This is a genomic window from Mesorhizobium sp., assembly GCF_041661565.1.
Taxonomy (GTDB): domain Bacteria; phylum Pseudomonadota; class Alphaproteobacteria; order Rhizobiales; family Rhizobiaceae; genus Mesorhizobium.
The window spans coordinates 1-24734 of sequence record NZ_JBAZUD010000079.1; the positions used below are offsets into that span (position 1 = coordinate 1).

General features: G+C 63.0%; 19 protein-coding genes, 1 pseudogene and 1 riboswitch. Of the genes and pseudogenes, 8 read left to right on the plus strand and 12 right to left on the minus strand.

Annotated elements, in window-relative coordinates; all coding sequences use genetic code 11:
* Positions 1-46: 46 nt before the first annotated feature.
* Positions 47-1111, minus strand: coding sequence for a class II fructose-bisphosphate aldolase (fba, locus tag WC739_RS15195; RefSeq protein WP_372953853.1), 1065 nt, complete (start codon positions 1109-1111; stop codon positions 47-49).
* A gap of 216 nt (positions 1112-1327) precedes the next feature.
* Positions 1328-2215: a FadR/GntR family transcriptional regulator gene (locus tag WC739_RS15200; RefSeq protein ID WP_372953854.1), complete on the minus strand. Its 888-nt coding sequence runs from the start codon at positions 2213-2215 to the stop codon at positions 1328-1330.
* A 78-nt stretch (positions 2216-2293) separates the two neighbouring features.
* Here WC739_RS15200 and WC739_RS15205 point away from each other — a divergent pair, with 78 nt between their 5' ends.
* Positions 2294-4225 carry an autotransporter domain-containing protein gene (locus tag WC739_RS15205; protein ID WP_372953855.1) on the plus strand — a complete coding sequence of 644 codons (1932 nt, stop codon included), beginning with the start codon at positions 2294-2296 and terminating at the stop codon, positions 4223-4225.
* A 46-nt stretch (positions 4226-4271) separates the two neighbouring features.
* On the opposite strand, the gene WC739_RS15210 is transcribed toward WC739_RS15205, so the two are convergent.
* The 3 genes from WC739_RS15210 to mtnK form a co-directional block, all read right to left on the minus strand.
* Positions 4272-4745, minus strand: coding sequence for a 6,7-dimethyl-8-ribityllumazine synthase (locus tag WC739_RS15210; RefSeq protein ID WP_372953856.1), 474 nt, complete (start codon positions 4743-4745; stop codon positions 4272-4274).
* Positions 4746-4821: 76 nt separating this feature from the next.
* A riboswitch (FMN riboswitch) is annotated at positions 4822-4965 on the minus strand.
* Positions 4966-5023: 58 nt separating this feature from the next.
* Positions 5024-6118: an S-methyl-5-thioribose-1-phosphate isomerase gene (gene mtnA, locus WC739_RS15215; RefSeq protein ID WP_372953857.1), complete on the minus strand. Its 1095-nt coding sequence runs from the start codon at positions 6116-6118 to the stop codon at positions 5024-5026.
* Positions 6115-7386: an S-methyl-5-thioribose kinase gene (gene mtnK / locus WC739_RS15220; RefSeq protein WP_372953858.1), complete on the minus strand. Its 1272-nt coding sequence runs from the start codon at positions 7384-7386 to the stop codon at positions 6115-6117. Before mtnK ends, mtnA begins: the two co-directional genes overlap by 4 nt.
* A gap of 137 nt (positions 7387-7523) precedes the next feature.
* Here mtnK and WC739_RS15225 point away from each other — a divergent pair, with 137 nt between their 5' ends.
* The 3 genes from WC739_RS15225 (at position 7524) to WC739_RS15235 (ending at position 11215) form a co-directional block, all read left to right on the plus strand.
* Positions 7524-9035, plus strand: coding sequence for a sugar ABC transporter ATP-binding protein (locus WC739_RS15225; protein ID WP_372953859.1), 1512 nt, complete (start codon positions 7524-7526; stop codon positions 9033-9035).
* Between the two features lie 82 nt (positions 9036-9117).
* Positions 9118-10113 carry an ABC transporter permease gene (locus WC739_RS15230; RefSeq protein ID WP_372953860.1) on the plus strand — a complete coding sequence of 332 codons (996 nt, stop codon included), beginning with the start codon at positions 9118-9120 and terminating at the stop codon, positions 10111-10113.
* Positions 10114-10162: 49 nt separating this feature from the next.
* Positions 10163-11215: a substrate-binding domain-containing protein gene (locus WC739_RS15235; protein WP_372953861.1), complete on the plus strand. Its 1053-nt coding sequence runs from the start codon at positions 10163-10165 to the stop codon at positions 11213-11215.
* A 68-nt stretch (positions 11216-11283) separates the two neighbouring features.
* Here the strand turns inward: WC739_RS15235 and WC739_RS15240 are convergent, their stop codons facing one another.
* The 4 genes from WC739_RS15240 to WC739_RS15255 all read right to left on the minus strand — a co-directional run bounded on the left by WC739_RS15240 (position 11284) and on the right by WC739_RS15255 (position 15035).
* Positions 11284-11571, minus strand: a complete 288-nt coding sequence (locus WC739_RS15240) for a type II toxin-antitoxin system RelE/ParE family toxin (RefSeq protein ID WP_372953862.1) — start codon at positions 11569-11571, stop codon at positions 11284-11286.
* A complete protein-coding gene (locus tag WC739_RS15245; RefSeq protein ID WP_372953871.1) occupies positions 11564-11824 on the minus strand; it encodes a type II toxin-antitoxin system ParD family antitoxin in 261 nt (86 codons plus the stop codon). Before WC739_RS15245 ends, WC739_RS15240 begins: the two co-directional genes overlap by 8 nt.
* Before the next feature lie 109 nt (positions 11825-11933).
* On the minus strand, positions 11934-13988 hold the full coding sequence (locus tag WC739_RS15250; protein WP_372953863.1) for a bifunctional aldolase/short-chain dehydrogenase: 2055 nt from the start codon (positions 13986-13988) through the stop codon (positions 11934-11936).
* 81 nt (positions 13989-14069) lie between these two features.
* Positions 14070-15035, minus strand: a complete 966-nt coding sequence (locus WC739_RS15255; RefSeq protein WP_372953864.1) for a sugar-binding transcriptional regulator — start codon at positions 15033-15035, stop codon at positions 14070-14072.
* A gap of 247 nt (positions 15036-15282) precedes the next feature.
* Here WC739_RS15255 and WC739_RS15260 point away from each other — a divergent pair, with 247 nt between their 5' ends.
* The 4 genes from WC739_RS15260 to WC739_RS15275 all read left to right on the plus strand — a co-directional run bounded on the left by WC739_RS15260 (position 15283) and on the right by WC739_RS15275 (position 22561).
* Positions 15283-16923, plus strand: coding sequence for an acyl-CoA synthetase (locus WC739_RS15260; RefSeq protein WP_372953865.1), 1641 nt, complete (start codon positions 15283-15285; stop codon positions 16921-16923).
* Between the two features lie 440 nt (positions 16924-17363).
* Positions 17364-17972 (plus strand): TetR family transcriptional regulator, encoded by a 609-nt coding sequence (locus WC739_RS15265; RefSeq protein WP_372953866.1) that lies wholly within the window; start codon positions 17364-17366, stop codon positions 17970-17972.
* Positions 17973-18028: 56 nt separating this feature from the next.
* Complete coding sequence (locus tag WC739_RS15270; protein WP_372953867.1) at positions 18029-19186, plus strand: efflux RND transporter periplasmic adaptor subunit; 1158 nt, start codon at positions 18029-18031, stop codon at positions 19184-19186.
* A gap of 231 nt (positions 19187-19417) precedes the next feature.
* A complete protein-coding gene (locus WC739_RS15275; protein WP_372953868.1) occupies positions 19418-22561 on the plus strand; it encodes an efflux RND transporter permease subunit in 3144 nt (1047 codons plus the stop codon).
* 50 nt (positions 22562-22611) lie between these two features.
* Here the strand turns inward: WC739_RS15275 and WC739_RS15280 are convergent, their stop codons facing one another.
* The 3 genes and pseudogenes from WC739_RS15280 to WC739_RS15290 form a co-directional block, all read right to left on the minus strand.
* Positions 22612-23376: an SDR family oxidoreductase gene (locus WC739_RS15280; protein ID WP_372953869.1), complete on the minus strand. Its 765-nt coding sequence runs from the start codon at positions 23374-23376 to the stop codon at positions 22612-22614.
* Positions 23377-23478: 102 nt separating this feature from the next.
* Entirely contained in the window at positions 23479-24261 is a 783-nt protein-coding gene (locus WC739_RS15285; RefSeq protein WP_372953870.1) for a DUF427 domain-containing protein, read from the minus strand.
* A 103-nt stretch (positions 24262-24364) separates the two neighbouring features.
* Positions 24365-24734: pseudogene (locus WC739_RS15290) on the minus strand (peptide ABC transporter substrate-binding protein); the annotation flags it as partial.

Genomic DNA, 24734 nt, shown 5'->3' on the forward strand with positions numbered 1-24734 from the left:
AGCACAGGAACCGCCGGAATAGTCCAGCGGTTCCGAGAGATTGAAATCAGCCGAACTTCGGGTCGAGACTGCCCGACTTGTAGCGCTTGGCCATTTCGGCGACCGGCAGCGGCTTGATCTTCTCTGCGTTGCCGGCGGTGCCGAACTGTTCAAAACGTTCCTTGCAGAGCTTGCGCATCGCCGCCATTGCCGGCGTCAGATATTTGCGCGGATCGAACTCGCTCGGGTTCTCGGTCAGCACCTTTCGGATCGCGCCGGTCAGCGCCATGCGGTTGTCGGTGTCGATGTTGATCTTGCGCACGCCGTGCTTGATGCCGCGCTGGATCTCCTCCACCGGAACGCCCCAGGTCGGCTTCATCTGACCGCCATATTTGTTGATGATCTCCTGCAGATCCTCCGGCACCGAGGACGAACCGTGCATGACCAGGTGCGTGTTGGGCAGACGACGGTGGATCTCCTCGATGATGTTCATGGCCAGCACCGCGCCGTCCGGCTTGCGCGAGAATTTGTAGGCGCCATGGCTGGTGCCCATGGCCACCGCCAGCGCGTCGACATGGGTGTCACGCACGAACTGCTCGGCCTGCACCGGATCGGTGAGCAGCTGGTCGTGGCTGATCGCGCCTTCGACGCCGTGGCCGTCTTCCTGCTCGCCGCCGCCGCTCTCCAGCGAACCGAGCACGCCGATCTCGCCCTCCACCGAAACGCCGCCCCAATGGGCCATGTCGACGACGCGCCGGGTGATGCCCGAATTATAGTCGTAGTCGGCCGGCGTCTTGCCGTCTTCCTTAAGCGAGCCGTCCATCATCACGGAGGTGAAGCCATACTGGATCGCGGTGACGCAGGTGGCTTCGTTGTTGCCATGATCGAGATGCATGCAGACGGGAATGTCGGGATGGATTTCGACCAGCGCATCGATCAGCTTGGCCAGCACCACGTCATTGGCATAGGCGCGGGCGCCGCGGCTTGCCTGCAGGATGACCGGCGACTTGGTCTCCTCGGCCGCCTCCATGATGGCAAGGCCCTGTTCCATATTGTTCATGTTGAAAGCGGGCACGCCGTAGCCGTATTCGGCGGCGTGGTCGAGCAATTGTCTCAGTGTTATGCGAGCCACCCAATAGTCTCCCGTATCTGGTTTCAAGCGCAACGTCGCAGGCCGGCCGGTTGCCGGTCGGCCCCCGATGCTTTTGGCTGGATTTCGGTGGAACCGCAACAGCCGGGCGCTCTGCTCGGAGCAATTCTTGTTACACAACCCCGGCTGATAGTAATGTGACATCCAAACGGTCGACGGCGCGTCAAGGATATTGCCTTCAGGCGCGGGAAACCGGCGCTATTTTTGCCTGCCAATCCTTGCCGCGAGAGAAAGCCGCACATCCTCTTCTGCTCCATCCAGCAGGGCGACCAATGCTTTGCTGGTGGCCGAGGGATTGCGCTTTTCAATGCTCTCGACGATCCGCTGGTGCAATCTGAGCGAATGGCGTTGCCCGGCGGGATTATCGTCCGAAAGCCGGAAGCTGATCACCAGCGCCGTTTCGATCAAGGCGGCGAGCGAGCCGATGAGTTCGTTGCCCGACATGTGCAGGATTGCCTGGTGAAATGCGAGATCAGGTCTGGCGAAGCGCTCGCCATCATCGCCGGCCTGCTCCATTTCCTCGAGAATGCTCCGCAATTCGGCTATCTGCTCCGGCGTGGCGCGCTCCGCCGCCAGGGCTCCGGCCATTGGTTCGATGGCGCGGCGCAACTCGAACAGGGAACGAGCCTCCTCGGCGGTCGTCCTCGAGCCGAAACGCCACATCAGCACGTCGGGATCGAGGAAATTCCAATCCTTGCGCGGGCGCACCCGCGTTCCCGTACGGGGGCGCATCTCCACCATGCCCTTGCCCGCCAGGACCTTGACGACTTCGCGCAGACCAGTCCGGCTTGCTCCAAACGAGGCGCTCCAATCGTCGCCGTTCGGCAGCTGGTCACCGGGAACGAATTCTCCGCGCACGATGCCCTGCCCGATTTCGTTGAGCAGCCTGACATGAAGGCCGGAGGACGAGCCCGTCATCCGGGATGCCTTCGGGCGGGTGGTTGTATTTTTCATATTGTTCCCATTATTCATATGATTGTCACGCGCTCCCCCTAGTGAACACATCGTTGAACCGTCGGCCAGAGCGGCCGACAGATACCGCGCAAATTTCACCCGAAGAACCACAAAAGTCTCGGACCTTGCCATCGCCGAGGGCACCGCCCTCGTTGATCGATGTCGTGCGCGCCGAGGAATCGATCAAAGCCTACTGACAGGAAAGCCAGAATGTCTTCCAAGATGATTGATCACACGAGCGAAGCCGCCCTGAAGAGAGCGGTCGTGGCTTATCTCCCGAAAACGATAACCTCCTGCATGATCGTGTCCGGCGCCCTCGTCGCGACGTCGATGCCGGCCCTTGCCGTCGAGCCCTGGATCATGGTCGAAAAGACGGTCTTTACCGGCGACGCGACGCAGTCGAAGAAGCAGGGCGTGACGACGGACGGCACCAATTGGTACTTTTCCGGCACCAATATTCTCGAGCGCACCGACGGCAACTACAATCGCACCCTGGTTGCGGCGCCCGGCATTCCGCATGCTCTGGAGATTCCGTCGCAATTCTCCGACGCAGGCCTGAACCACATCGGCGACATCGATTATGCTGACGGGCTTCTGTATATTTCGCTGGATTCAAGCGTCGCCGACCCGGTCACCGGATACCGGTACAACAATCCGGTTTTTGCCATCTATAACGCCAGCGACCTTAGCTATACCGGCAAGGCCTTTGCGCTTACGCCACCTCACGGCACCATCGACATTGCCAGTTGGGTGGCTGTCGATGCCAAGAATGGCCTCGGCTACGGCATGGCGTACAACAATGCCACGGAACTGGCAGTCTACAATCTCTCGGACTGGAGCTTCAAGGAATACATCCCGCTGTCGCAGACGGTCGACGCGGCACAGGGCGGCAAGCTCCTCGACGGCTGGATGTATTTTTCCAACAATGACGAAACGAACGGAATATACCGGGCAAATCTGAAGACCGGCGAAGTCGAGAAGTTGGGCAATCTCCAGTCTCCGGACGGGCAAGAAACCGAGGGTCTTGCCTTCAAGATGACGAAGGACGGCTGGAAGCTCCACGTCCTCAACCGGGAACATCTGGACGGGCCCAACGAGGGCAAGACCGTCGCCTTCTACCAATATCTGCGCCCCTATGGAAACGCGCTTTCCGGCGAGATTCACGCCGACATCAATGGTGCGCTTGTCGAGGACAGCCGTTTCGTGCGCGATGCGGCCAACCGTCGAATACGCTCTGCTTTCGATGCCGTCGCCACGCCCTCCTCGGCAACCATTGCGCTGGACGTCAAAGGCCTCCATGCCGCACCTGCCAACGCCGATGGCATCGTGATCTGGAGTGAAGCGCTTGCAATGACTGGCGATGTGAAGGGCTCCGGCTATGCTGCGGACTTCGGCCGCAACAGCGCCGGTTTCGTTGGTGGCGCCGACGCACCTCTCGGAAACTGGCGACTCGGCGTCCTTGGTGGCTATAGCCATTCGAGCTTCGAGGTCACCGATCGCACCTCGACGGGCTCCAGCGACAATTATGATCTCGGCATCTATGCCGGTACACAGTGGGGCGCGCTGGGCTTCCGTACCGGCGCGTTCTATGGCTGGCACGACATCGACACCAGGCGCAAGGTTGTCTTCCCAGCCTTCAGCGAATCGCTCTCCGCGAACCACAAAGCCGCGACGGCGCAGGCTTTCGGCGAACTGGCTTACCGACTGGATGTCGGCCGCAATGCCATCGAACCCTTCGCCAACCTTGCTTATGTCCATCTGAACGCCGATGGCTTCGCCGAAACCGGCGGCACGACGTCGGCGCTGACGGCCCAGAAGATGACGACCGAGAATAGCTTCTCGACATTCGGCGTTCGTGCCTCGACCCAACTCGATATGGGCATGACCGAGACCGCGCTGCACGGCATGCTGGGCTGGCAGCACGCCTACAACGACGTCAATCCGACCTCCAACCTGGCTTTCAACACCGGATCGTCGTTTGCGATCTCGGGCGTGCCGATCGCAAGGGATGCGCTGGCGATCGAAGTCGGTTTCGACGTTTCCCTGTCATCCAATGCAACGCTCGGCGCCTCCTATTCGGGGCAGATCGCCAAAGACACCCAGGGGCACGCCTTCAAGGTCAACTTTGATTTGAAGCTTTAGGCCGAATGAAGCGCCGGGTGGGAAACCCACCCGGCGGCAGCCGGGCTCATGCCGCAACTAGGTCGCGCGAGGCGAGGAGCTGGACGCAGGCATTGGCCGCTTCCTTGCCCTTGACGGTGAAGTGGTCAAAGAAGAAGCGGTGATGCTCGGCGCTGTCGTGATAATTGTGCGGCGTGAGCACCGCCGAGAGAACCGGCACGCCGGTCGATAGCTGCACATTCATCATGCCGTCGATCACAGCGCTCGCCACGAATTCATGCCGGTAGATACCGCCATTGACGACAAATGCGGTACCGAGGATCGCGGCATAGCGGCCGGTCTCGGCCAGCATCTTGGCGTGCAACGGTATCTCGTAGGCGCCCGGCACGTCGAAGATATCGACGGCGAAGCGGGTCTCGCCCAACACGGCGAGTTCTGCCTCGAAGGCCAGCACGCACTGGTCGACGATGTGGGCGTGCCAACGCGCGCGCACGACGGCGACGCGGGTGGTTCCATAGTCTTTGTTGGAATGCTGATTCATGGGTCCATTCTTCCGTTTCGAACCAGAATCAGGACGCACGATACGGTGCAAGGCCCGCCAAGGCGGACCATCTTCCGTTCGTCCTCTTTCATCCGGACTCTAACCGTCGGCTCCGGAATCACACCGGATCTGCTGACCTTTCCGACCCGGAAAGCGCTCGCGGGCTTGGGTCGAAACCCTTACCGCCGGTGGGGACTTTCACCCCGCCCTGAGAACATTAACGCGGTTTTTATGGCGGGGCAGGGCGGCGCTGTCAATCGCCCGCTAGAGGGTTGGGATCATCCACGCTCGGGGAATAGTTCTTTCAGCCCCTCGCGTGAGGCCCTGGCGACGCCGCGTTCGGTGATCAGGCCGGTGACCAGCCGCGCCGGGGTCACGTCGAAGGCCGGATTTGCCGCTGGCGACGCCTCGGGCGATATGCGCACCTGGGTGATCTCACCGCTGGCGGTCTTGCCCCAGACCAAAGAGACCTCGTCGGGGGAACGCTGCTCGATCGGGATCTCCGCCAGGCCGTCATGCACCGTCCAGTCGATGGTCGGCGAGGGCAGGGCGACGTAGAACGGGACGTCATTGTCGGCGGCGGCGAGTGCCTTCAGATAGGTGCCGATCTTGTTGCAGACATCGCCGTCGGCCGTTGTGCGGTCGGTGCCGACGATGACCATGTCGATCGCGCCGCGCTGCATCAAATGGCCGCCGGCATTGTCGACGATCAGCGTGTGGGGCACGCCATGGCCGGCCATCTCCCACGCGGTCAGCTGGGCGCCCTGGTTGCGCGGCCGCGTTTCGTCGACATAGACATGCACGGGAATGCCGGCCTCGGCTGCCAGGTAGATCGGTGCGGTGGCGGTGCCGTAGTCGACGGTGGCCAGCCAGCCGGCATTGCAGTGGGTCAGGATGTTGACGGGCTCGCCCTCCTGCTTGCGCGCCGCGATCTCCTTGATGATGGCGAGACCATTGGCGCCGATGGCGCGGTTGAGCCCGACATCCTCGTCGGCGATTTCTCCGGCGCGCCGGTAGGCCGCCTCCGCTCGTTGTTCCGTTGGCAGCGGGCGCAGGAAGCGCCGCATCTCATCCAGCGCCCAGCGTAGATTGATCGCCGTCGGGCGCGTCTCATGCAGTATTTCCCAAACGTCGTCGAGCGAAGCATCCGAAGGATCGTCGGCCATCCGCATGGCGACGCCATAGGCCGCGGTGACGCCGATGAGCGGCGCGCCGCGGACCCACATGTCGCGAATGGCGGTTGCGATGCCGGCAACGGTGTCGATTCTCTCGACGCGAAAATCATGCGGCAGCCAGCGCTGGTCGATGATCTCCACCGAACGCCCGTCGTCGCTCAGCCAGATGGTCCGGTAGTGGCGGTCGCCGACGTTCAAATCCTGTTCTCCTGTTCGATCAGCACGGTCAGGGCGTTGACCTCTTCGATGCCGTGGATATGGCGCCGGTTGACGGCGATGTGGCGGCCGAATTTCAGCGCCTTTGCCTCGCAAGAGGCGCGCAAATCCTCGTCGGCGATGGTCTCGAAATCGGCATTGTGGGCGAGGCCGAGGATGCGGCGGTGGACCTCGATGCCGGCAAAGCCGAGCAGGTCCGTCCAGATCTGGTGCAGCACGTGATCGAGCGCCTGCTCGGCGCCGAGCCTGTCGCCCTGGTCCTCGAACAGGCTCTTCTGGTAAAGCATGCCGGTGCGCTCGGTGCGCCACAGATGCGAGAATTCACTGCGGAACACAGACCAGGTCTCGACCACGACGTCGAGCAGATAGGCGCGCATGGCGTCTCGCGACCCGTCCTCTTCATGTCCGCGCTGCGAGAAGAACGACATCCAGAAATTGGCGAGCAGCATGCCGACATCGAAGGCCATCGGTCCGTAGAAGGCGAACTCCGGATCGATCATCCGTGTCTCGCTGTCCGTAACCATGATCGAGCCGGAATGCAGGTCGCCATGCAGCAGTGTTTCGGCATTGGCGGCGAAGATGTGCTTGAGCCGCTGCGCCTCAACCTTGAGGTCGCGGTCGGCACGCAATTCGGCGACAAGGCCGTCGAGTTGTGGCGAGGTGTGCCGGTTCAACTTGGCGTCGAAATAGGGGTCGGAAAACACCAGGTTCTCGGTGATGTCGCAAAGCTCGACATTGTCGGCGAACAGCGCCAGGTCGGCCTTGCGGTCCTTGGTCGCCATCGAGAGGTCTGAGCCGCGAAACAGCGTACGGGCCATGAACAGGCCGATATCCCTGGCAATGTTCGGCAATTGCCGGCCCTCTATCAGCGCCCGCCGCAGGATGATGTGCGGCGACAGATATTCCATGATGATGAGCGCCTGGCCTTCGTCGAAATGGTGGATGGCCGGCACCGAACCCGGAGCACGCGCCTCCTGCCGGGTCAGCGCATGATATTCGAAGAAAGAGCGCTTGAGCGGCAACGGCCAACTGTCGCCGACGAGCCGGACATAGGGCAGCGCCTGTTTGATCACCGCGCTGCCACTGCCACCCTCGACGATGAACACCAGGTTGAGATTGCCGTCGCCGACCTCGCGAACCCTCCAGGCGCCCGTGTCCCTGCCGATCATGGCGCCCAGCGCCTCGTTCGTGCCGAGCCGCGTCGCAAGCGTCTCCACCGACAATGCTTCGAACGGCAATTTTTCAGTCATGCGTCTCCCTCCCGCCTCTGCGTTCCGATCATAGGGGAGCCTTGGCGGTTGGGCCAAGCTAGGAAGCTGTCTGGCAATTGTCAATCGTGTTGACAATTGCCGGCATAGACCATAGCGTCATGATCAGGGAGGAACGCATGGTCGGGAATGCCGTGTTCCGCGCGGAGGGGCTGAGGAAATCCTTTGGCCGCAACGAGGTGCTTGGCGGCGTCTCGCTGGTGCTTCATGCCGGCGAAGTGACCGTGCTGATGGGCGCCAACGGCGCCGGGAAATCCACCTTCGTCAAGATCATCAGCGGCGTCTATGAGCGCGGCGGCGGAACGATGGACCTTGCAGGGCAGGACTTCGCGCCGACCACGCCGGCGGAGGCGATCCGCGCCGGAGTCGTAACCGTTCATCAGAACATCAATGACGGTGTCGTCGCCGACCTGGACGTCGCCACCAACCTGACGCTGGACCGGCTGAGCGGCGCCGACGCCCCGATGCTATTCAACCCGGCGCGTGTGCGCCGCGAGGCCAGAGCCGTTGCCGATCGCATGGGATTGGCCTTCGATCTTAAGGCGCGGGTGAGCGATCTTTCCCTCGCCGATCGCCAGATGGTGGCGATCGCGCGCGCCCTGGCGCATCAGCCGAAAGTGCTGATCCTCGATGAACCGACCTCGTCTCTGTCCAGCGCCGAAGCCGATCGGCTGTTCGCCCTGATCGACAGGCTGCGCGAGCAAGGCGTGGCGATCCTCTATATATCGCACCGCATGTCCGATATCAGGCGGCTCGCCGACCGGATCGTCTCGATGCGCGACGGCGTCGTCTCCGGCGTCTTCGACTGCAAGCCGCTCGATTATGAGGGCGCCGTCAACGCCATGCTCGGCCGCAAGATCCATCTCGACCAGATCGTCGTCAGAGAGTCGGGCAAGGCCATCCTTACAGTTGAAGGCCTGCGCATTGCGCAAGGCGCCAAGCCGATCTCGCTGAGGCTCGGCGACGGCGAAGTCGTTGCCATCACCGGCCTCGTCGGTGTCGGCAAGACCGCGCTTGCCGAAACGCTTTTCGGCGTGCGCAAGCCTCTCGCCGGCACAATGACGATGAACGGCAGGCCCTATGCGCCGCGATCGGCGGGCGAGGCGATCGCCGCCGGAGTTTTTCTCGTCGCCAAGGACCGCGGCGAAAACGGCATCGTTGGCGGCTTCAACATCCAGGAAAATATCAGCCTGCCGTTTCACAAACGCATGTCGCGTTTCGCTGTTCTCAGGCGCCGCCTGGAACGTGTCACCGCGCGCCGGCAGATCGAGGAACTGGGGATCGTGTGCCGTTCCGAGAAGGACGAGATGTCGGCACTGTCCGGCGGCAACCAGCAGAAGGTGATGGTTGGACGTTGGATGGCGCAGGACGCCACACTGTTCATTCTCGACGAGCCATTCCAGGGCGTCGACATCTCGGCCCGGCGCGATATCGCCGCCAAGCTGAGGGCAAGTGCCGGTGGGCGCGCGACCCTGCTGTTCGTCACCGAAATCGACGAGGCTCTGGAGACCGCCGATCGTATTCTCGTCATGTCGGAGCAAACGATCGTCGGCGAGCATCGCAATGCCAATGTCGATCTGGATCGTTTGCTGGCCGAGGTCGCCGGCGGACCGCTGCACAACGCGGCCTGAGCGTGGCGGGAAATTGGAATTGGAACGGAGAGACCATGGGTTCGAGTTGGACCAAGAATGCGCCGGCGCGCGGGAGCGCTGAATGACGTTGCGCGACTACGCCATCCGTTATGGTTTCATCGTCCTGCTGTTCGGCCTCATCGCCTATTTCGCGATCGCCGCCGACGGCTTCGTCTCGCCGCAAAGTGCCGTCTTCATCTTCCAGTCGGTCGCCATCACCGGCGTGCTGGCGCTCGGCGTCACGGCGACGCTTGTCGTCGGCGGCTTCGACTTGTCGATCGGCTCGGTCGCCACATCAGCCATGATGGCGGCTGCCTATGTCATGGTGGTGCTGGAGCAGAACGTCGTTGTCGCCGTCATCGTCTGCCTGGTCATCGGCGCCATTGTCGGCCTGATCAATGGCTGGCTGATCGTCTATATGCGCGTGCCCGATCTGTTGGCGACGCTCGGCATGATGTTCCTGCTGGTCGGCCTGCAGCGCATCCCGACTGAGGGCCGCTCGATCGCCACCGGCATGACGATGCCGGACGGGTCGGTCGCCAACGGCAAATTCTCCGACGCCTTCCTCGCGCTCGGCCGCCACCGTTTCGATTTCTTCATCCCGAACCTCATTCCTGTGTCCGTCGTGGTGCTCCTCGTACTGGCGGTGCTGATCTGGTTCTTCCTCGAATACACCCGCTTCGGCCGCATGATGTATGCCGTCGGCAGCAATGAACGCGCCGCCGAACTCGCCGGCGCGCCTGTCAAGGCATACAAGATCTGGGCCTACGTGATTTCAGGAGTTTTTGCCTCGATCGGCGGAATTCTGCTCGCCGCCAGGCTTGGACGCGGCGATATCGCCTCGGGTAATAATCTTCTGCTCGATGCGGTCGCCGCGGCGCTGATCGGCTACGCGGTGCTCGGCGCCGCCAAGCCGAACGCCTTCGGTACCGCCATCGGCGCGCTGTTCGTCGGTATCCTGCTGCAAGGCCTGACGATGATGAACGCGCCCTACTACACGCAGGATTTCGTCAAGGGCGTCGTTCTGGTCATCGCCCTTGTCTTCACCTTTGCCCTTTCGGGCAGGGGCAGGAGATAGTTCGATCGGGGACGGTATTTTGGGTTCAACAAGAGTGGAGGAAAACGATATGAACATCACAAGAAGACTTCTGGGGAAGCTCGCGCTCGGGCTGGCCGGCGCCACCATGCTGATGCAGGTTCCCGCACTTGCCGCAGACAAGCCGGCACCGTTCGACAAGCCCGGCGTCAAGATCGCGCTGGTCCGCTATCTCTCGACCGGCGACTTCTTCCAGGCCTATCTCTCGGGCGTGGAGGCACAGTCGAAGGCGCTCGGCATCGACCTGCGCGTGCTCGACAGCCGCCAGGACGCCGCGCTTCAGTCGGACATGGTCGACCAGGCCATCGCGCTCGGCGTGCAGGGCATCATCATCCAGCACGGCCTGACGGAATCGATGAAGGACGCCGCGCAGCGCGCGGTCGACGCCGGCATCAAGGTTGTGGCGTTCGACGTCAATGTCGAAAATCCAAAGATTCCGCAGGTTGAACAATCGGACAAGGATCTGGCGCGCCTCGCACTCGAGCAGGCGGTCAAGGACAATGGCGAGAGCTGGAAGGCCGGCTATGTCTATGTCGCCGGCATCGCGCCGCTCGACCGCCGCAACGAGACCTGGGTCGACGTCAAGAAGAAGTATTCGGGCATCAGCGAAGTCGCCATGTTCGGTACGCTCGACAACCCGATCGCCAACTCCGTCGCCAACCAGGCGCGCTCGGTGCTTCAGGCCCATCCCGACATCAATGTGATGTTCGCCCCCTATGACGAATTCGCCAAGGGTGTGAAGATCGCGGTCGACGAGGCCGGACTGAACAAGAAGATCAAGATCTACTCCGCCGACATCTCGACCTCCGACATTGCCGCGATGCGCGAGCCCGACAGCGCCTGGGCCGCCACCGCGGCAACCAACCCGGCCGTCGTCGGCCAGGTCTCGGTGCGGGCGCTGGCGCAGCTGCTGGCCGGCGAAGATCCCGGCCACAACGTCGTCGTGCCGCCGACGCTGATCACCCAGAAGGATCTGATCGACAAGGACATCAAGAACATGGAAGACCTGTCGGCCAAGCTGCCGCAGTTCGCCCACGCCGATGTCGCCATGCCGGCCTGGATGCCGAACCCGAACGCGAAGTAAGCTGGCGGATTGAAACGGAAAGAGCGGCTCAAGGGCCGCTCTTTCTTACGAGTCCTGAGTCCATTAGGCTAAAGCCAATGCTCCGGATCGCGCATCCCGTGGACAATCGCCGCAACCAGGACGCCGTCCGGCTGCGGTTCGTAGATAATGATATAGCGGCCCTCGACCAGCACGCGGGCGGTCGCGCTTAACTCGGGCCGAGCCGTGCCCATCTTGGGGTGCTGAATCGCCAGTTCCAGCCTGTCGAATATGCGCAAAAGCAGCTTGTCAGCTGCCTTTTCGCTATCGATTGCAATGGTGTGCCAGATATCTCGCAAATCCTGCGAGGCTCGGGGTGTGAACCGATATCTAGCCACGGGCGCGGCGTTCTGCCTTCAAACCGCGTATGAATTCAGCTGGTTCGATCGCTACAGGCTTGCCGCTGGCCATGCCATCGGCATAGGCGCGTTTCAGGTGCTCGAGTTCCAGGGCGCGCAATTCCTCGCGCTGTTCCCACAGGCGAAGTGCGTCGCGTACAATCTCGCTGTTGGAGGCATAGGCGCCACCTTCGATGGCGCTTTGCAGGCGCGCACTCTGCTTCGCTGTGAGGGAGATTGTGAGGGTCCGCATCGGTTCGGCTTTCATGCCCACCATATAGCACGCCTCACAAGAACTAACAATATTTGTTAGGATTCCGGCCCGTCTTGCCCCTGCCTGGAGGGCAGGGGCAGTCAAGACGCTACCGCATCGCCGCCGCGATGTTGCCGCCGTCGACCGTCGTCACGTCTGCCGTGGTCCGGTCGGCCAAGGCGTGATGCAGGAAGGCCTGGGCCACGTCCTGCGCGGTCACTTCCTGGCCCAGGAGATTGCCCGACATGTAGTCCTTCTCCGAAAGGCCGCGCGCACCGGAGCGGCTTGCGATCATGGCGTCGGTCAACAGGCCAGAGCGGATGCGGTCGGCGTTGACGGCGTTCGAACGGATGCCGTAGGCGCCGTAGTCGAGCGCATACTGCCTGGACAGGAACAGGGTCGCCGCTTTCGGGACGCCATAGGCGCCGAACTTCGGTCCCGGATTGACCGCCTGCTTGGAGGTGTTGAACAGAAGCGCGCCGCCGGTGCCTTGCTCGAGCATGATGCGCACTGCATTCTGCGCCGCCGACTGATGGGCGAAGAAATTCAGCTCGAAGCTCTTGCGAAGCAACGCGTCGTCGAGTTCGCCGATCCGGCCTTCCCAGGCAGCACCCGCATTGGACACCAGGATGTCGACGCCGCCGAACATGGCGACTGCCCTGTCGAAGGCGGCGCGGACCTGGGCCGGATCGGTGATGTCGGCGGCGACGCCGATCGAATTGTTGCCGGCCTTCTTGGCGGCATCGGCGGCCTTTTCGGCATCGAGATCGACGACGACGACATGGGCGCCATTGTCGGCGAAGAGTTTTGCCGTCGCCGCGCCGATCGCGCCGGCGCCGCCGGTGACCAGCACGACCTGTCCGGTTAGCGGCTTCGGCTTGTTGGACGCGAGCTTGGCCTGTTCAAGCGACCAGTATTCGAGCGGGAACAGGTCGGCCTTGGACAGCGGATGGAAGCGGCCGACCGCCTCGGCGCCGCGCACCGCCTCGATCCACATCTCGCCGACATCCGAGGCGATCCTGGCGTCCTTCAGCGTGCGGCCATGGCCGAACATGCCGAGCCCCGGCACCAGCGTCAGGCGCGGCATCGGGTCGAGCATGGTGCGCTTGACGTCGTCGAGCGCATCATTGACCTCGAAATAGGCGCGGTAGTCCTGAGCGAAGGTGTCGACGTGGCTCCTGATCACGGCCTTGTAGTCGCCGATGTGGTCGGCATCCGGCGCCGGCAAGGCCATCGGCCCGGTCTTGATGCGGATCGATAGATCTGGTGTCGAAACGCCGCGCCCGGCCAGGTCGGCGATCCCGGCCAGACCCATGAAATCGACGATCCCGTCCGAGGTGCGGAAATCGCTGATCATGCGGTCGAAACGGCCTTCGCCGCGCGGCACCGCGACCGCGCCGCGCAGCATCGGCGCGACGGAAGCCGGCGTTGCGAGCCGTGCCGGGAGCGCCGCCCTGGCCGCTTGCGGCTTGGCGTTCCTGGCGATGTACTCCTCCGCCACGTTCACATAGTGGATCATACGGTCGTAAGCCTGCCTTGCATCTTCGCCGAAGGTGAAGATCCCGTGCTTGTCGAGGATCAGGCCCTCGACATCCGGGTCGGCGTCGAAAATATCGGCCGCCGCCTTGGCGAGGTCGAAGCCGGGCATGATGTAGGGCACATATCCCATCTTCTCGCCGAACACCTTCTTGCTCAGCGCCTCGCTGTCTTCCTGGTCGACAATGGCCAGGATGGCGGTGGAGTGGGTATGGTCGACGAATTTGTGCGGCAGGAACGCGTGCAGTAGCGTTTCGACCGAGGGGTTGGGCGATGACGGGTCGATGAGGTTGGCGCGCTGCAGCGCGACCATGTCCTCGTCGCCCAATCTGCTCAGCGAGCGCGCCTTGAGCAGCGGCTTGAGCTTGACCGCCGGCAGGCCCTGCGGCTCGATGACGCCCATGTCCCAGCCGCTACCCTTGACGCAGAGCACGTCCCACTGGTCGCCGACAAGATCGGTCGCGACCGTCTTGCAGGATGTGTTGCCGCCGCCATGCAGGACGAGGCGCGGCTCGCCGCCGAGCAGGCGCGTCGTGTAGACGCGCAAGGCGAGATCGCGGCTGACACCCTTCTTCGCATAGTCGGCGACGAGTTGCTCGGCCGCGTCGTCGTTCCACAAATTCTTCATGTTGGCTTCGTCCAGTTGCTGTCTTTTTCGGGAAACAGGAATGTCGCGACGCCTTGATGACAGGCGCCGGCAAGAGGTTATTCAGGATGCCGTTTCTGTCGCGGCTCCGGCATGTTCCAGCAGCCGCTGCGCCATGCGCGCGCCCACCACCAGATGCGTACAAAGCCCGCCCGCGATCGCCGCCAGCAGCGGTTCGAACTTGCTGTCCTCCTGCACGACCATCAGGCGCTTGGTGATGGCGCGCAACGAGGACAATTCGGCGGAGATCACCCGCCTGTTGTAACCGCAGTCGAGAACCGCGCCTTTCGCGTCGATGATCTGTCCGGCTATCACGCCGGCGGCGCCTTGGCCGCGCAGGGTGGCCATTTCGCCCGGGGTCAGCGCGCCGCATTTGACCAGGTGACTGTCGGCGTCGACGGCGCCGACCGAGTACAGGGCCAGGTCGCAGTCGCTGATGCCGGACAATTGTTCCCGGATCACCGGCTCGGCCCGCAGCGCCCGAGCCAGTTCTTCCGTCGACAGCACAAGCGGGGCGTAGAAGTTGAGGCCCTTGGCATTCAGCCGCCTCGCGATCTCCATCGTGCATTGGTCGGGCCGGTAGGAGTAGGGCGCTCCAAGATTGCCGCAGAGCTGAACCACGGTGACATCCTGCAGGTCGGCATAGGGCATGATATCGGCGATCGTGTAGACGGTGCGGCCCCAGGCGACGCCGATGCGGTCGCCCTTCTTGACCAGTTCCAGGAAGACGCTGGCGCCCAAGACAGCGATTTCCGTCGATGGGTCGGCGATGTGGTCGTTCTCCGGCGCGATCCAGATCGCGTCGAGCTTCAGCGCATCCTCGAGCTTGCGCGCCATCACATCGTCGGTGAAAAGCTGGGTCGAGGTTGAAATGATGACGATGCCGGTCTCGCGCGCCCTGCGCAGATACATGGCGACCGATGCGCGGGAGATGTTAAGCTGGCTCGCCACCTGGTCCTGCCGCAGTCCATGCGCATAATAAAGCCAGGCGGCCTTGTGAATCAGCTGTTCTGCGGGTCGGATTGCCATGCCGTCTCCTTGGCTGACATTATTCACGGCCTTCGACAAAAGTCAAACCGCGTTAGGCACAGGTTTCCCTGTCAGGGGGTCACTCTGGATCGCCATTGCTCCAAATGCACTCCGTCGTGGCATGGTTGGTGGTGACGTGGGACGGTCCAATGATTAGAAGATCTGAAAAGATAAACCGCCGCACCACGCGTCCATGAACGCGCAAGGAACGCCTGCAGCGGTTTGATTTGCGCCAGGGGAGGACGGGATGGGCAATCCCTATGAACAGGATCTCGACAAGAATGCCGCCAACCACCAGCCGCTGACGCCGCTCACCTATATGGAGCGCGCGGCGAAGACCTATCCTGATCATGTCGCCATCATCCATGGCCGTCAGCGCGTGGATTACCGCACCTTTTGGCAACGCTCCTTGAAGCTTGCCTCGGCCCTGCAAAAGCGCGGCGCCGGCAAGGGCGATACCATTACGGTCATGCTGTCCAACACGCCGCCAATGCTGGAGGCGCATTTCGGCGTGCCGATGACCAAGGCGGTGCTGCATTCCCTCAACACCCGCCTCGATGCCGCGGTCATCGCCTTTCAGCTCGACCATGCAGAGACCAGGGTGCTGATCGTCGATCGTGAGTTCTCTGGCGTCATGCGGCAAGCGCTCGATCTGGCCAGGGTCAAGCCGCTGGTCATAGACTATGACGATCCCGAATACGCCGCCGACGCGCCCTATCCGAAGGGCGAGCGGATCGGCACCCTGGACTACGAGGCGTTTGTCGCCGAGGGCGACGAGGATTTCGCCTGGGCGATGCCCGACGATGAGTGGGATGCGATTTCACTCAACTACACATCGGGCACCACGGGCAATCCCAAGGGCGTCGTCTATCATCATCGCGGCGCGGCGCTGATGGCCTACACCAACACGATTCATGCCGGAATGGCCAAGCATGCCGTCTACCTGTGGACGCTGCCGATGTTCCACTGCAATGGCTGGTGCTTTCCATGGACGCTCGCCGTGCAGGCCGGCACCCATGTCTGCCTACGCTGGGTACGGCCGAAGCCGATCTACGATGCGATAGCCGATCAGGGCGTCACCCATTTGTGCGGCGCGCCGGTCGTCATGTCGGTGCTGATCAACGCCAGGGCCGAAGACAAGCGCGATTTTCCGCAGACTGTCACCTTCAATACGGCGGCGGCGCCGCCGCCGGAGTCCGTGCTGTCGGGCATGGCCGAGGCCGGCTTTGCGGTCACCCATCTCTACGGGCTGACCGAGACCTATGGCCCGGCGGTCGTCAACGAATGGCATGGAGCCTGGGACGACCTCGAAAAGGACGAGCGCAGCGCCAAGAAGGCGCGCCAGGGCGTGCGCTACGCGGCGCTGGAGGGCCTGACCGTGATGGATCCCGAGACGATGCGGGTAACGCCAGCGGATGGCGAAACCATCGGGGAGGTCATGTTCCGCGGTAACATCGTCATGAAGGGCTATCTGAAGAACCGGAAAGCCAGTGACGAAGCCTTTGCCGGCGGCTGGTTCCATTCCGGCGATCTCGGCGTCATGCATCCCGACGGCTACATCCAGCTCAAGGACCGGTCCAAGGACATCATCATTTCGGGCGGCGAGAACATTTCGTCCATCGAGGTCGAGGAGGCGCTCTATAAGCACCCGTCGGTTGCTTCTTGCGGTGTGGTCGCCCGGCCGGACACGAAATGGGGCGAGGTCCCGGTGGCTTTTGTCGAGCTGAAGCCGGGCGCCGTGGCAGCCGAGGCCGAAATCATCGAGCACTGTCGCGCTCTGCTTGCCCGATTCAAGGTGCCGAAAGCGGTAATCTTTGCCGAGATCCCGAAGACCTCGACGGGCAAGATCCAGAAGTTCCGCCTGCGGGAAATGGCGAAGGGGGCGTAGGCCGCGCCGCTTTTGCGGTGATGGCGACAGGTTTCCTGGACGCCTCGCGACTTCGTCGTCCAAGGGTGGAGCAGTCGCGAAGCGACGTGGCGGAAACCCTGGGATCCATGCCGAGACCTTGCGGCCGTGCTCCGACAACTCTGAGCAGGATGCCGGCACTGATCCGCGTAACCATTTGATCTGCCTCATTCTTCTGCAAGTCACGGAATGGATCCCAGGGTCTCCGCCGCGTCGCTCCGCTCCTTGCTTCGCTCTGGGATGACGAACGCATGAGAGGCGCGCCGCCAATCGCGAGCGCCGGTTGCCATACCCGCCCACTGTCACCATCTGTCACTATCTTATACGCGTACGTCGATTCCGCGTTGACATCTGGTGCCCTTCGATTTACGAGTGACGAAATTCGAAATTCGAAATTCGTCACTCGTAAAGCAACAGGACCTATGTCCGAAGCCTCCAACATCGTCGCCGACGCCAGCCGACAGGAAAATGTGACGCGCATCCTCGACTGCGCCGAGCGCCTCTTCCGTCACTATGGCTACGGCAAGACCAATGTCGCCGACATTGCACGCGAACTCGGCATGTCGCCGGCCAACATCTACCGCTTTTTCGCCTCCAAGGTGGAAATCCATCAGGCCGTTTGCGGCCGCATGCTCGGGGCCAGCTACCAGATGGCCTATGAGATTTCCCGCCTGCCCATCAGCGCCGAGGAGCGGCTTCGGCGCTACGTTCATGCGCAGTACAAGATGACCCTGGAAGTCATGCTGGACGAGCAGAAGGTCCACGAGATGGTCGTCATCGCGCTCGAACGGGACTGGGCCGTGATCGACAAGCATGTCGACAGCATTCACGACCTGTTCGCCGAGGTGATCCGCGACGGCATCGAGGCCGGTGAGTTCAGGCAACAGGATCCGGTGATCGCATCGCGCTGCTTCGGCGCCGCCACGGTCATCCTGTGCCATCCGCAGATGGTGGCGCAGTGCCTCGCCAAGACCAACCGGGCGATGCCCGACGACCTTATCGACTATGCGATCAAGGCCTTGAAGGAATAGCCGCCGCCCGCGGGGCGACGGTGCCGACGATTCATCTCCATTTCGGGAGTACGCGCGTGTCTTCGTTCAACTCGATCATCAGCAGGCTACCGGCGGCTGGTTCGCTGCTGCTTGTCGCAGCTACTTTGGGGCTCGCTGGCTGTAGCCAGGAAAAAGCGGAGGTCAAGGACATCATCCGTCCGGTCAAGGTCGTCGAGATCGCCCAGGCGCATGACACCCGCACGCTTTCCTATTCGGGGTCGGTACGAGCCCGGACCGAAAGCGCACTGGCTTTCCGCGTCAACGGCAAGATCACCGAGCGCCTTGTCGACATCGGTCAGCACGTGGCGTCCGGCGATGTGCTCGCCCGCATCGATCCCACCGACTACGACCTGTCGGTCAAGAGCGCGCAGGCCGCCCTCGATGCGGCCGAGCGCCAGGTGGAGACCGTCGAGCTTGCCCGCAAGCGCGCCGAGCAGCTGTTCGCCAAGAACTTCGCGCCGAAATCGCAGCTCGAGCAGGCGACGCTGACCCATGACCAGGCGGTCGCCACCCGCGACTCCGCCCGTTCGTCGCTTGCCCAGGCGAAGAACCAGGTCGGCTATACCGACCTCAAGGCCGACAGGGACGGCATTGTCACATCGGTCAATGCCGATGTCGGCCAGGTGGTCGGCTCCGGCACGCCGGTTGTCACCGTCGCGGTCGACGGTGAGAAGGAAGTGCTCATCGCGGTGCCGGAAATGGAAATCGCGCAATTCAAGCCGGGCAAGGTCGTCAAAGCAGGCTTCTGGTCCGACGACGCGCTGGCGCTCCAGGGCAAGGTCCGCGAGGTCGCCGGCAGCGCCGATCCCCAATCGCGCACCTTCGCCGTCCGCGTCAGCCTGCCCAACGATCCACGCGTGTTGCTCGGCATGACCGCCAGCATAGAAGCGTCGGCCGCCAATGAACGGCAGCTGGTTTCGATCCCGCTCAGCGCACTGGCCGAGCAAGGCAGCCAGTCGATCGTCTGGACAGTCGATCGTGGCGTCGACACCGTTCATGCCCGCCCGGTGAAGGTTGCCGAGTTCGCTGCCGACGGTGTGCGCGTTGCCGAAGGATTGAGACCCGGCGACGTCGTGGTCGCGGCCGGCACGCAGTTCATGACCGAGAATCTCAAGGTGAAACTTGCCGGCGACACCGTGCTGCAATCCGCCTCCGCGGCTGGCGAAGGCGGCGACGCCAGGCAGGTGCGCTGACGACCGAACCGGCCGCGCGTTCCCGCGGCCGCTGGTTTCCGGGCGGCAAGCGCCCTAACCGAGGCGCTCGCTTGATGTGCCCCCCGCGCATCAAGTCCTGCGTCCCAATCGCGGTAAGCGTTTCCACCGCTCGGTGAGCCTTGCCGCCCGGAAGCCACCATAAAATCCCAGGAATTCACGCGCCGAAATTATGCGGGCGCGCCGACGATCAAACGAAGTGGACGACCACCGATGACCAACTCCACGGAAGAGAAGCGGCCCTTCAACCTGTCGCGCTGGGCCATCGGCCATCCCGCCATTGCGCGGTTCCTGTTTGGCCTGATCATCATTTCCGGCGCGCTCGGCCTGATGCGGATGGGTCAGAAGGAAGATCCCGATTTCACCTTCCGCGTCATGGTTGTCCAGGCGATCTGGCCCGGCTCCTCGATCCAGGAGATGGAAGACCAGGTCGTCAACAAGATCGAACGCAAGCTGCAGGAAACGCCGCATCTCGACTTCGTGCGCTCCTTCACGCGAGCCGGCAGCGCCATCATCACCGTCCAGATCAAGGGCGACACCAACGCCGCCGAGGTCAATGACGCATTCTACCAGGTGCGCAAGAAGGTCGGCGACATCGCGGGCGACCTGCCGCAAGGCCTGCTCGGCCCTTACTTCAACGATGAGTTCGGCGACACTTTCATCACCCTGCATTCGATCAGCGGCGACGGCTTCACCTATCCGGAGTTGAAGAAGTTCGCCATCCAGGCGCGCGATATGCTGCTGACGACGGCGGGCGTCGAGAAGGCCGTCATCATCGGCGACCAGCCGGAGAAGCTCTACATCGATGTCTCGTCCAAGGCGCTGGCCGAACGCGGCCTGACGCTGACGGATCTGCAGAACGCGATCAAGGGACAGAACAATGTCGATCCGGCCGGCTCGGTCGACACCGGCACTAACTCGGTGCGCATCTCCGTGGAGGGTGACGTCGGCAAGGTCGAGGACATCAGGAACCTGCGCCTGCGCGCCGGCGGCCAGGTCACCCGGCTGGGCGACATCGCCACCGTGACATCGGGTCTGGAAGATCCGTTCCAGCGCAAATACCGCTTCAACGGTCATGACAGCGTGCAGCTCGGCGTCGTCATGGCTAAGGGCTTCAAGGTCACCGATGTCGGCAAGGATGTCGAGGCAACCTACAAGCGCTTCGAGGAGGCGCTGCCCTATGGCGTGTCGGTAGACCAGATATCCGACCAGCCCGAGGTCGTCAGGGATGCCGTCAGCGAATTCATGCATGCGCTGGGCGAAGCGCTGCTGATCGTGCTGGTCGTCTCGTTCCTGTCGATCGGCTGGCGCTCGGGCCTTGTCATCGCCATCGCCATTCCGCTTGTCCTCGCGGCCACCTTCGCCATCATGTACGAGCTCGGCATCGACCTGCAGCGCATCTCGCTCGGAGCGCTGATCATCGCGCTCGGCCTGCTTGTCGACGACGCGATGATCGTCGTCGAGATGATGGAGCGCAAGCTGGAGGAAGGCCTGGTCAAGATCGAGGCGGCGAGCTTCGCCTATTCCTCCACCGCCTTCCCGATGCTGACCGGCACGCTGATCACCACCGCAGGCTTCATCCCCGTCGGCTTCGCCGCCTCCACGGCCGGCGAATATGTGCGCACCCTGTTCTATGTCGTCGGCATCGCGCTGATCGTGTCCTGGTTCGTGGCTGTCTATTTCACGCCGTGGCTGGGCAACATGATCCTCAAGCAGCGCAAGCATGCCGGCAGCCATCACGACGCTTTCGATACGCGCTTCTATCGCCGGCTTCGCGCCACGGTCGGTTGGGCTGTGCGTCATCGCATCATCGTTCTGGTGATGACGCTGGTGACCTTCGGCACCAGCCTGTGGGCGTTCCAGTTCATCCCGCAGAACTTCTTCCCGCAATCGTCGCGGCCGGAGATCCTCGTCGACCTCTGGCTGCCGGAAGGCACCAGCATCAAGGAGGTCGAGACCCAGGCCAAGGCGCTTGAAGCCAGGATGATGGACGACACCGACAAGCGCTTCATCGCCACCTATATCGGCGAGGGCGCGCCGCGCTTCTTCCTGCCGCTCGACCAGCAGCTGCGCAATCCGAATTTCGCCCAGTTGCTGGTCATGGCCAATGACGAGCCGGCCCGCGAACGGCTGATCGTCAAGCTGCGCAGCGTGCTGGCGCAAGATTTCCCGTCGATCCGCGCCAAGGTCGATCGCCTGTTCCTCGGCCCGCCGACCGGTTGGCCGGTGCAGATGCGCGTCATGGGTCCGGACCGCCAGGAAGTGCGCCGCATCGCCGATCAGGTGAAGGCGAAATTCCGGGAAGACCCGCTGCTCGGCGCCGTCCACGACGATTGGCTCGAACCCGTGCCGGCGATGAAGCTGGTCATAGACCAGGATCGCGCCCGCGCGCTCGGCGTCACCTCGCAACGCATCCGCCAGATGCTGCAGGCCACCATGTCCGGCGCGCCGCTCGACGACTTCCGCGACGGCGAGGAGACGGTGTCCATCGTCGCCCGCGAGCCGGATGCCAGCCGCAGCCTGCTGTCCTCGGTGGACTCCGTCTATATCCCGACCGATTTCGGCGGCTTCGTGCCACTGTCGCAGGTGGCCAAGGTGGTGCCGGTGCTGGAGCAGGGCATCGAGTGGCGCCGCGACCGCCTGCCCACGATCTCGGTGCGTGCGACGCTACCGGATGGCGTGCAGTCCAACGACGTCGTCACCAAGCTCTACAAGGACATGCAGGGCCTGCGCGACGGCCTGGCGCCCGGCTACAAGATCGAGATCCAGGGCGGTGCCGAGGATTCAGCGGAGAGCCAGGCCTCCATCGCCGCCAAGGCGCCGGTCATGCTGGCCATCATCGTGGTGCTCTTGATGATCCAGCTGCAGAATTTCGGCAAGGCGATGCTGGTGCTGGCGACCGGTCCGCTCGGCATCATCGGTGCCGCCGCCGCCCTTTTGATCAGCGGTGCGCCGTTCGGCTTCGTCGCCATTCTCGGCGTCATCGCGCTGCTCGGCATCATCATGCGCAACTCGATCATCCTGGTCGACCAGATCGACCAGGACATCGCCAGGGGCATGGACCGCTCGGAGGCTATCATCGGCTCGGCCGTGCGCCGCTTCCGGCCGATCGTGCTGACGGCGATGACGGCGGTGCTGGCGCTGATCCCGATCTCGCGCGCCGTGTTCTGGGGGCCGCTCGCCTATGCAATGATGGGCGGCATCCTGGTTGCCACCGTGCTGACCATCCTTGTGCTCCCGGCGGGCTATGCCCTGTTCTTCGGCCGCGAGCCGCGCAGCCGGGGGGGCCAGCCGGAATCGGAGGCGGCGACGCCCGACGACGCCGCGCGCCCGCAACTCGCTTTGGCCGCCGAGTGAAGCGTCTGCAGATCGGCTTGGGTTGCGCGGGCTTGGCTTGCGTTGCCTGACTACCAGCAGACGTAGCCGCCGTCGGCGATCAGGTCGAGGCCGGTGACGAAGCTCGAGGCACGGCTGGCCAGGAATATGGCCGGCCCGACCATCTCCTCTGGCTCCGCCATCCGTCCCATCGGTGTGTCGCGTTTGAAGATCTTGATTTCCTCGGCAACCTCCGGCCGCCTGTTCATCGGCGTCAATGTGTAGCCTGGGCTGAGGACGTTGACGCGCAGCCCCCGGTCGGCCCATTCCATGGCCAGGCTTTTCGACATGTGGATGACGGCGGCGTTCGAGGAATTGTAATGCGCTTGCGTCAGCCCGCGATTGACGATGGTTGCCGACATCGAGGCGATGTTGATGATGGCTCCCTTGCGTCTCGGCAGCATCTTGCGTGCCTCGGCCTGGCACGAGAGGAACACGCCTGAAACATTGACGTCATGCACCTTGCGCCAGGCCTCGAGCGACAATGTTTCGGCCGGTTCGGAGCCGGCGATGCCGGCATTGTTGACGGCCACGGTCAGCGGGCCGAGTTCGGCCTCGACGCGATCCATCGCCGCCGCGAGATCGCTCTCGGAAGTCACCGTGCCGGCCAGCACCAGAGCCTTGCGGCCGACAGCCGTTATCCGCTGCGCCGTTTCATCCAGCCCGCCCTTCGACGCATGGCCGAAGCACGCCACATCGGCGCCGGCTTCCGCAAGGCCGATCGCGATCGCCTGACCAATGCCGCTGCCTGCGCCCGTCACCACCGCGACATCGCCTTCCAGCCTGAAAATGTCCATTTGGGCCTCCCTACTTGCCGCAAGGGTATGCGCGGAACCACGCCTCTTTCAAGGGTGATACAGGCAATCGGGCCGGAAGCCGGACGCGTCGACCATGAACCTCTAGAAATAGCCGTTGGACGCTGCCGTGGCTTCCTTGGGGATTTCGACGCCGTCAACCAGGATCTTGTCGACCAATTCATGGTGGAAGCAGACCAGTCCCTTGATGCGCTCCGCCTCGTGCACCGGCTCCGGATAGTACCAGACGAGGTTCTCGTGGCGCTTCGCCTTGGTCGTCACGTGATAATAGCTGGAAAGTCCCTTGTAGGGGCAGCGCGAGATGTAGCGGCTCGGCGCAAACAGATCGAGCCGCGTGTCCGAGATCGGTAGATAGTGGCGCACCGGATGGCCGGTCTCGAACAGGAACACGCCACGCCGTGAATCGGCGACTTGCTCGCCGTCGAGGATGACCTGCACCCGTCGGGACGAAGGCAGGCAGTCGACCCGGCGGAACGGGTCGCGGGCATGGACGAAGATCTCCTCGTCCTCCTCGTACCAGTGCGTCATTTTGGGCCAATAGAAGGCTATGTAGTCCGACAGCAGCGGGGAACCCTTGACCGGGTCGAGATAACGCCAGGCGGCATCCTCGACCAGGGTGATGCCGGTGTTGAGCGAAAAATGCGTGGCGACGCCCTTGAACGGGCTTTCGGTCGTGGTTGCGCTCGGCAGCAGGAATTCCTCGCGCACGTCGCTCATCGGGAAGTAGTAGACCGGCAGATGGTCGGATTCGTAGAGCACCAGTGCCCTGGTGGTGTCGGCGACGACCATTGCTCCCACCTGGACGCGCAGCCGCTTTTGCATCGGCATGGTGAAGGCGACATAGCCCGGCTCGAACTCATACTGCATGATCGTGTCGAGCAGGGGGAAATGCGGTCCGCGACCGCGCAGATGGGGCTTGCGAATGATACTCTCCCGTTTTCTTCTTTCAGGGCGTGGCGATGGCGCACGATCAGCTCAACGACACGCGATCGAGCAGCAGTCCGGCCGCGATCGGCGGCAGGCCGCTGACATTCTTGCGCACCGGCACCAGCAGGTCGGGGAAATAGCTGAAGATGACGGGCGTCTCGTCAAGCAGCAGTTTCTGGATATCGGACGCTGCTGTGCGCTGTGCCCCGATGTCGAGTGCCTTCAGATAGGAGGTGACCATGCCGTCATAGGCCGGGTTCTTGAAATGGGCGGCATTCCACGGGCCATCGCTGACCAGCGGACTTTTCAGGAAGACGTTCGGCACGCTGCGATGCGCGTAGTCGGTGATCCCGAGCGGGCTGTCCAGCCAGTCCGACTGGCCGAAGACCGCCTTGCCGTAATATTTGTCCTGG

Coding starts and splice junctions, on each gene's coding strand:
- WC739_RS15200 (WP_372953854.1), bottom strand. CDS start 2,215: ATGGCAAGGTCCGAGACTTTTGTGGTTCTTCGGGTGAAATTTGCGCGG.
- WC739_RS15205 (WP_372953855.1), top strand. CDS start 2,294: ATGTCTTCCAAGATGATTGATCACACGAGCGAAGCCGCCCTGAAGAGA.
- WC739_RS15210 (WP_372953856.1), bottom strand. CDS start 4,745: ATGAATCAGCATTCCAACAAAGACTATGGAACCACCCGCGTCGCCGTC.
- mtnK (WP_372953858.1), bottom strand. CDS start 7,386: ATGACTGAAAAATTGCCGTTCGAAGCATTGTCGGTGGAGACGCTTGCG.
- WC739_RS15225 (WP_372953859.1), top strand. CDS start 7,524: ATGGTCGGGAATGCCGTGTTCCGCGCGGAGGGGCTGAGGAAATCCTTT.
- WC739_RS15230 (WP_372953860.1), top strand. CDS start 9,118: ATGACGTTGCGCGACTACGCCATCCGTTATGGTTTCATCGTCCTGCTG.
- WC739_RS15235 (WP_372953861.1), top strand. CDS start 10,163: ATGAACATCACAAGAAGACTTCTGGGGAAGCTCGCGCTCGGGCTGGCC.
- WC739_RS15245 (WP_372953871.1), bottom strand. CDS start 11,824: ATGCGGACCCTCACAATCTCCCTCACAGCGAAGCAGAGTGCGCGCCTG.
- WC739_RS15250 (WP_372953863.1), bottom strand. CDS start 13,988: ATGAAGAATTTGTGGAACGACGACGCGGCCGAGCAACTCGTCGCCGAC.
- WC739_RS15255 (WP_372953864.1), bottom strand. CDS start 15,035: ATGGCAATCCGACCCGCAGAACAGCTGATTCACAAGGCCGCCTGGCTT.
- WC739_RS15260 (WP_372953865.1), top strand. CDS start 15,283: ATGGGCAATCCCTATGAACAGGATCTCGACAAGAATGCCGCCAACCAC.
- WC739_RS15265 (WP_372953866.1), top strand. CDS start 17,364: ATGTCCGAAGCCTCCAACATCGTCGCCGACGCCAGCCGACAGGAAAAT.
- WC739_RS15275 (WP_372953868.1), top strand. CDS start 19,418: ATGACCAACTCCACGGAAGAGAAGCGGCCCTTCAACCTGTCGCGCTGG.
- WC739_RS15280 (WP_372953869.1), bottom strand. CDS start 23,376: ATGGACATTTTCAGGCTGGAAGGCGATGTCGCGGTGGTGACGGGCGCA.
- WC739_RS15285 (WP_372953870.1), bottom strand. CDS start 24,261: ATGCAGTATGAGTTCGAGCCGGGCTATGTCGCCTTCACCATGCCGATG.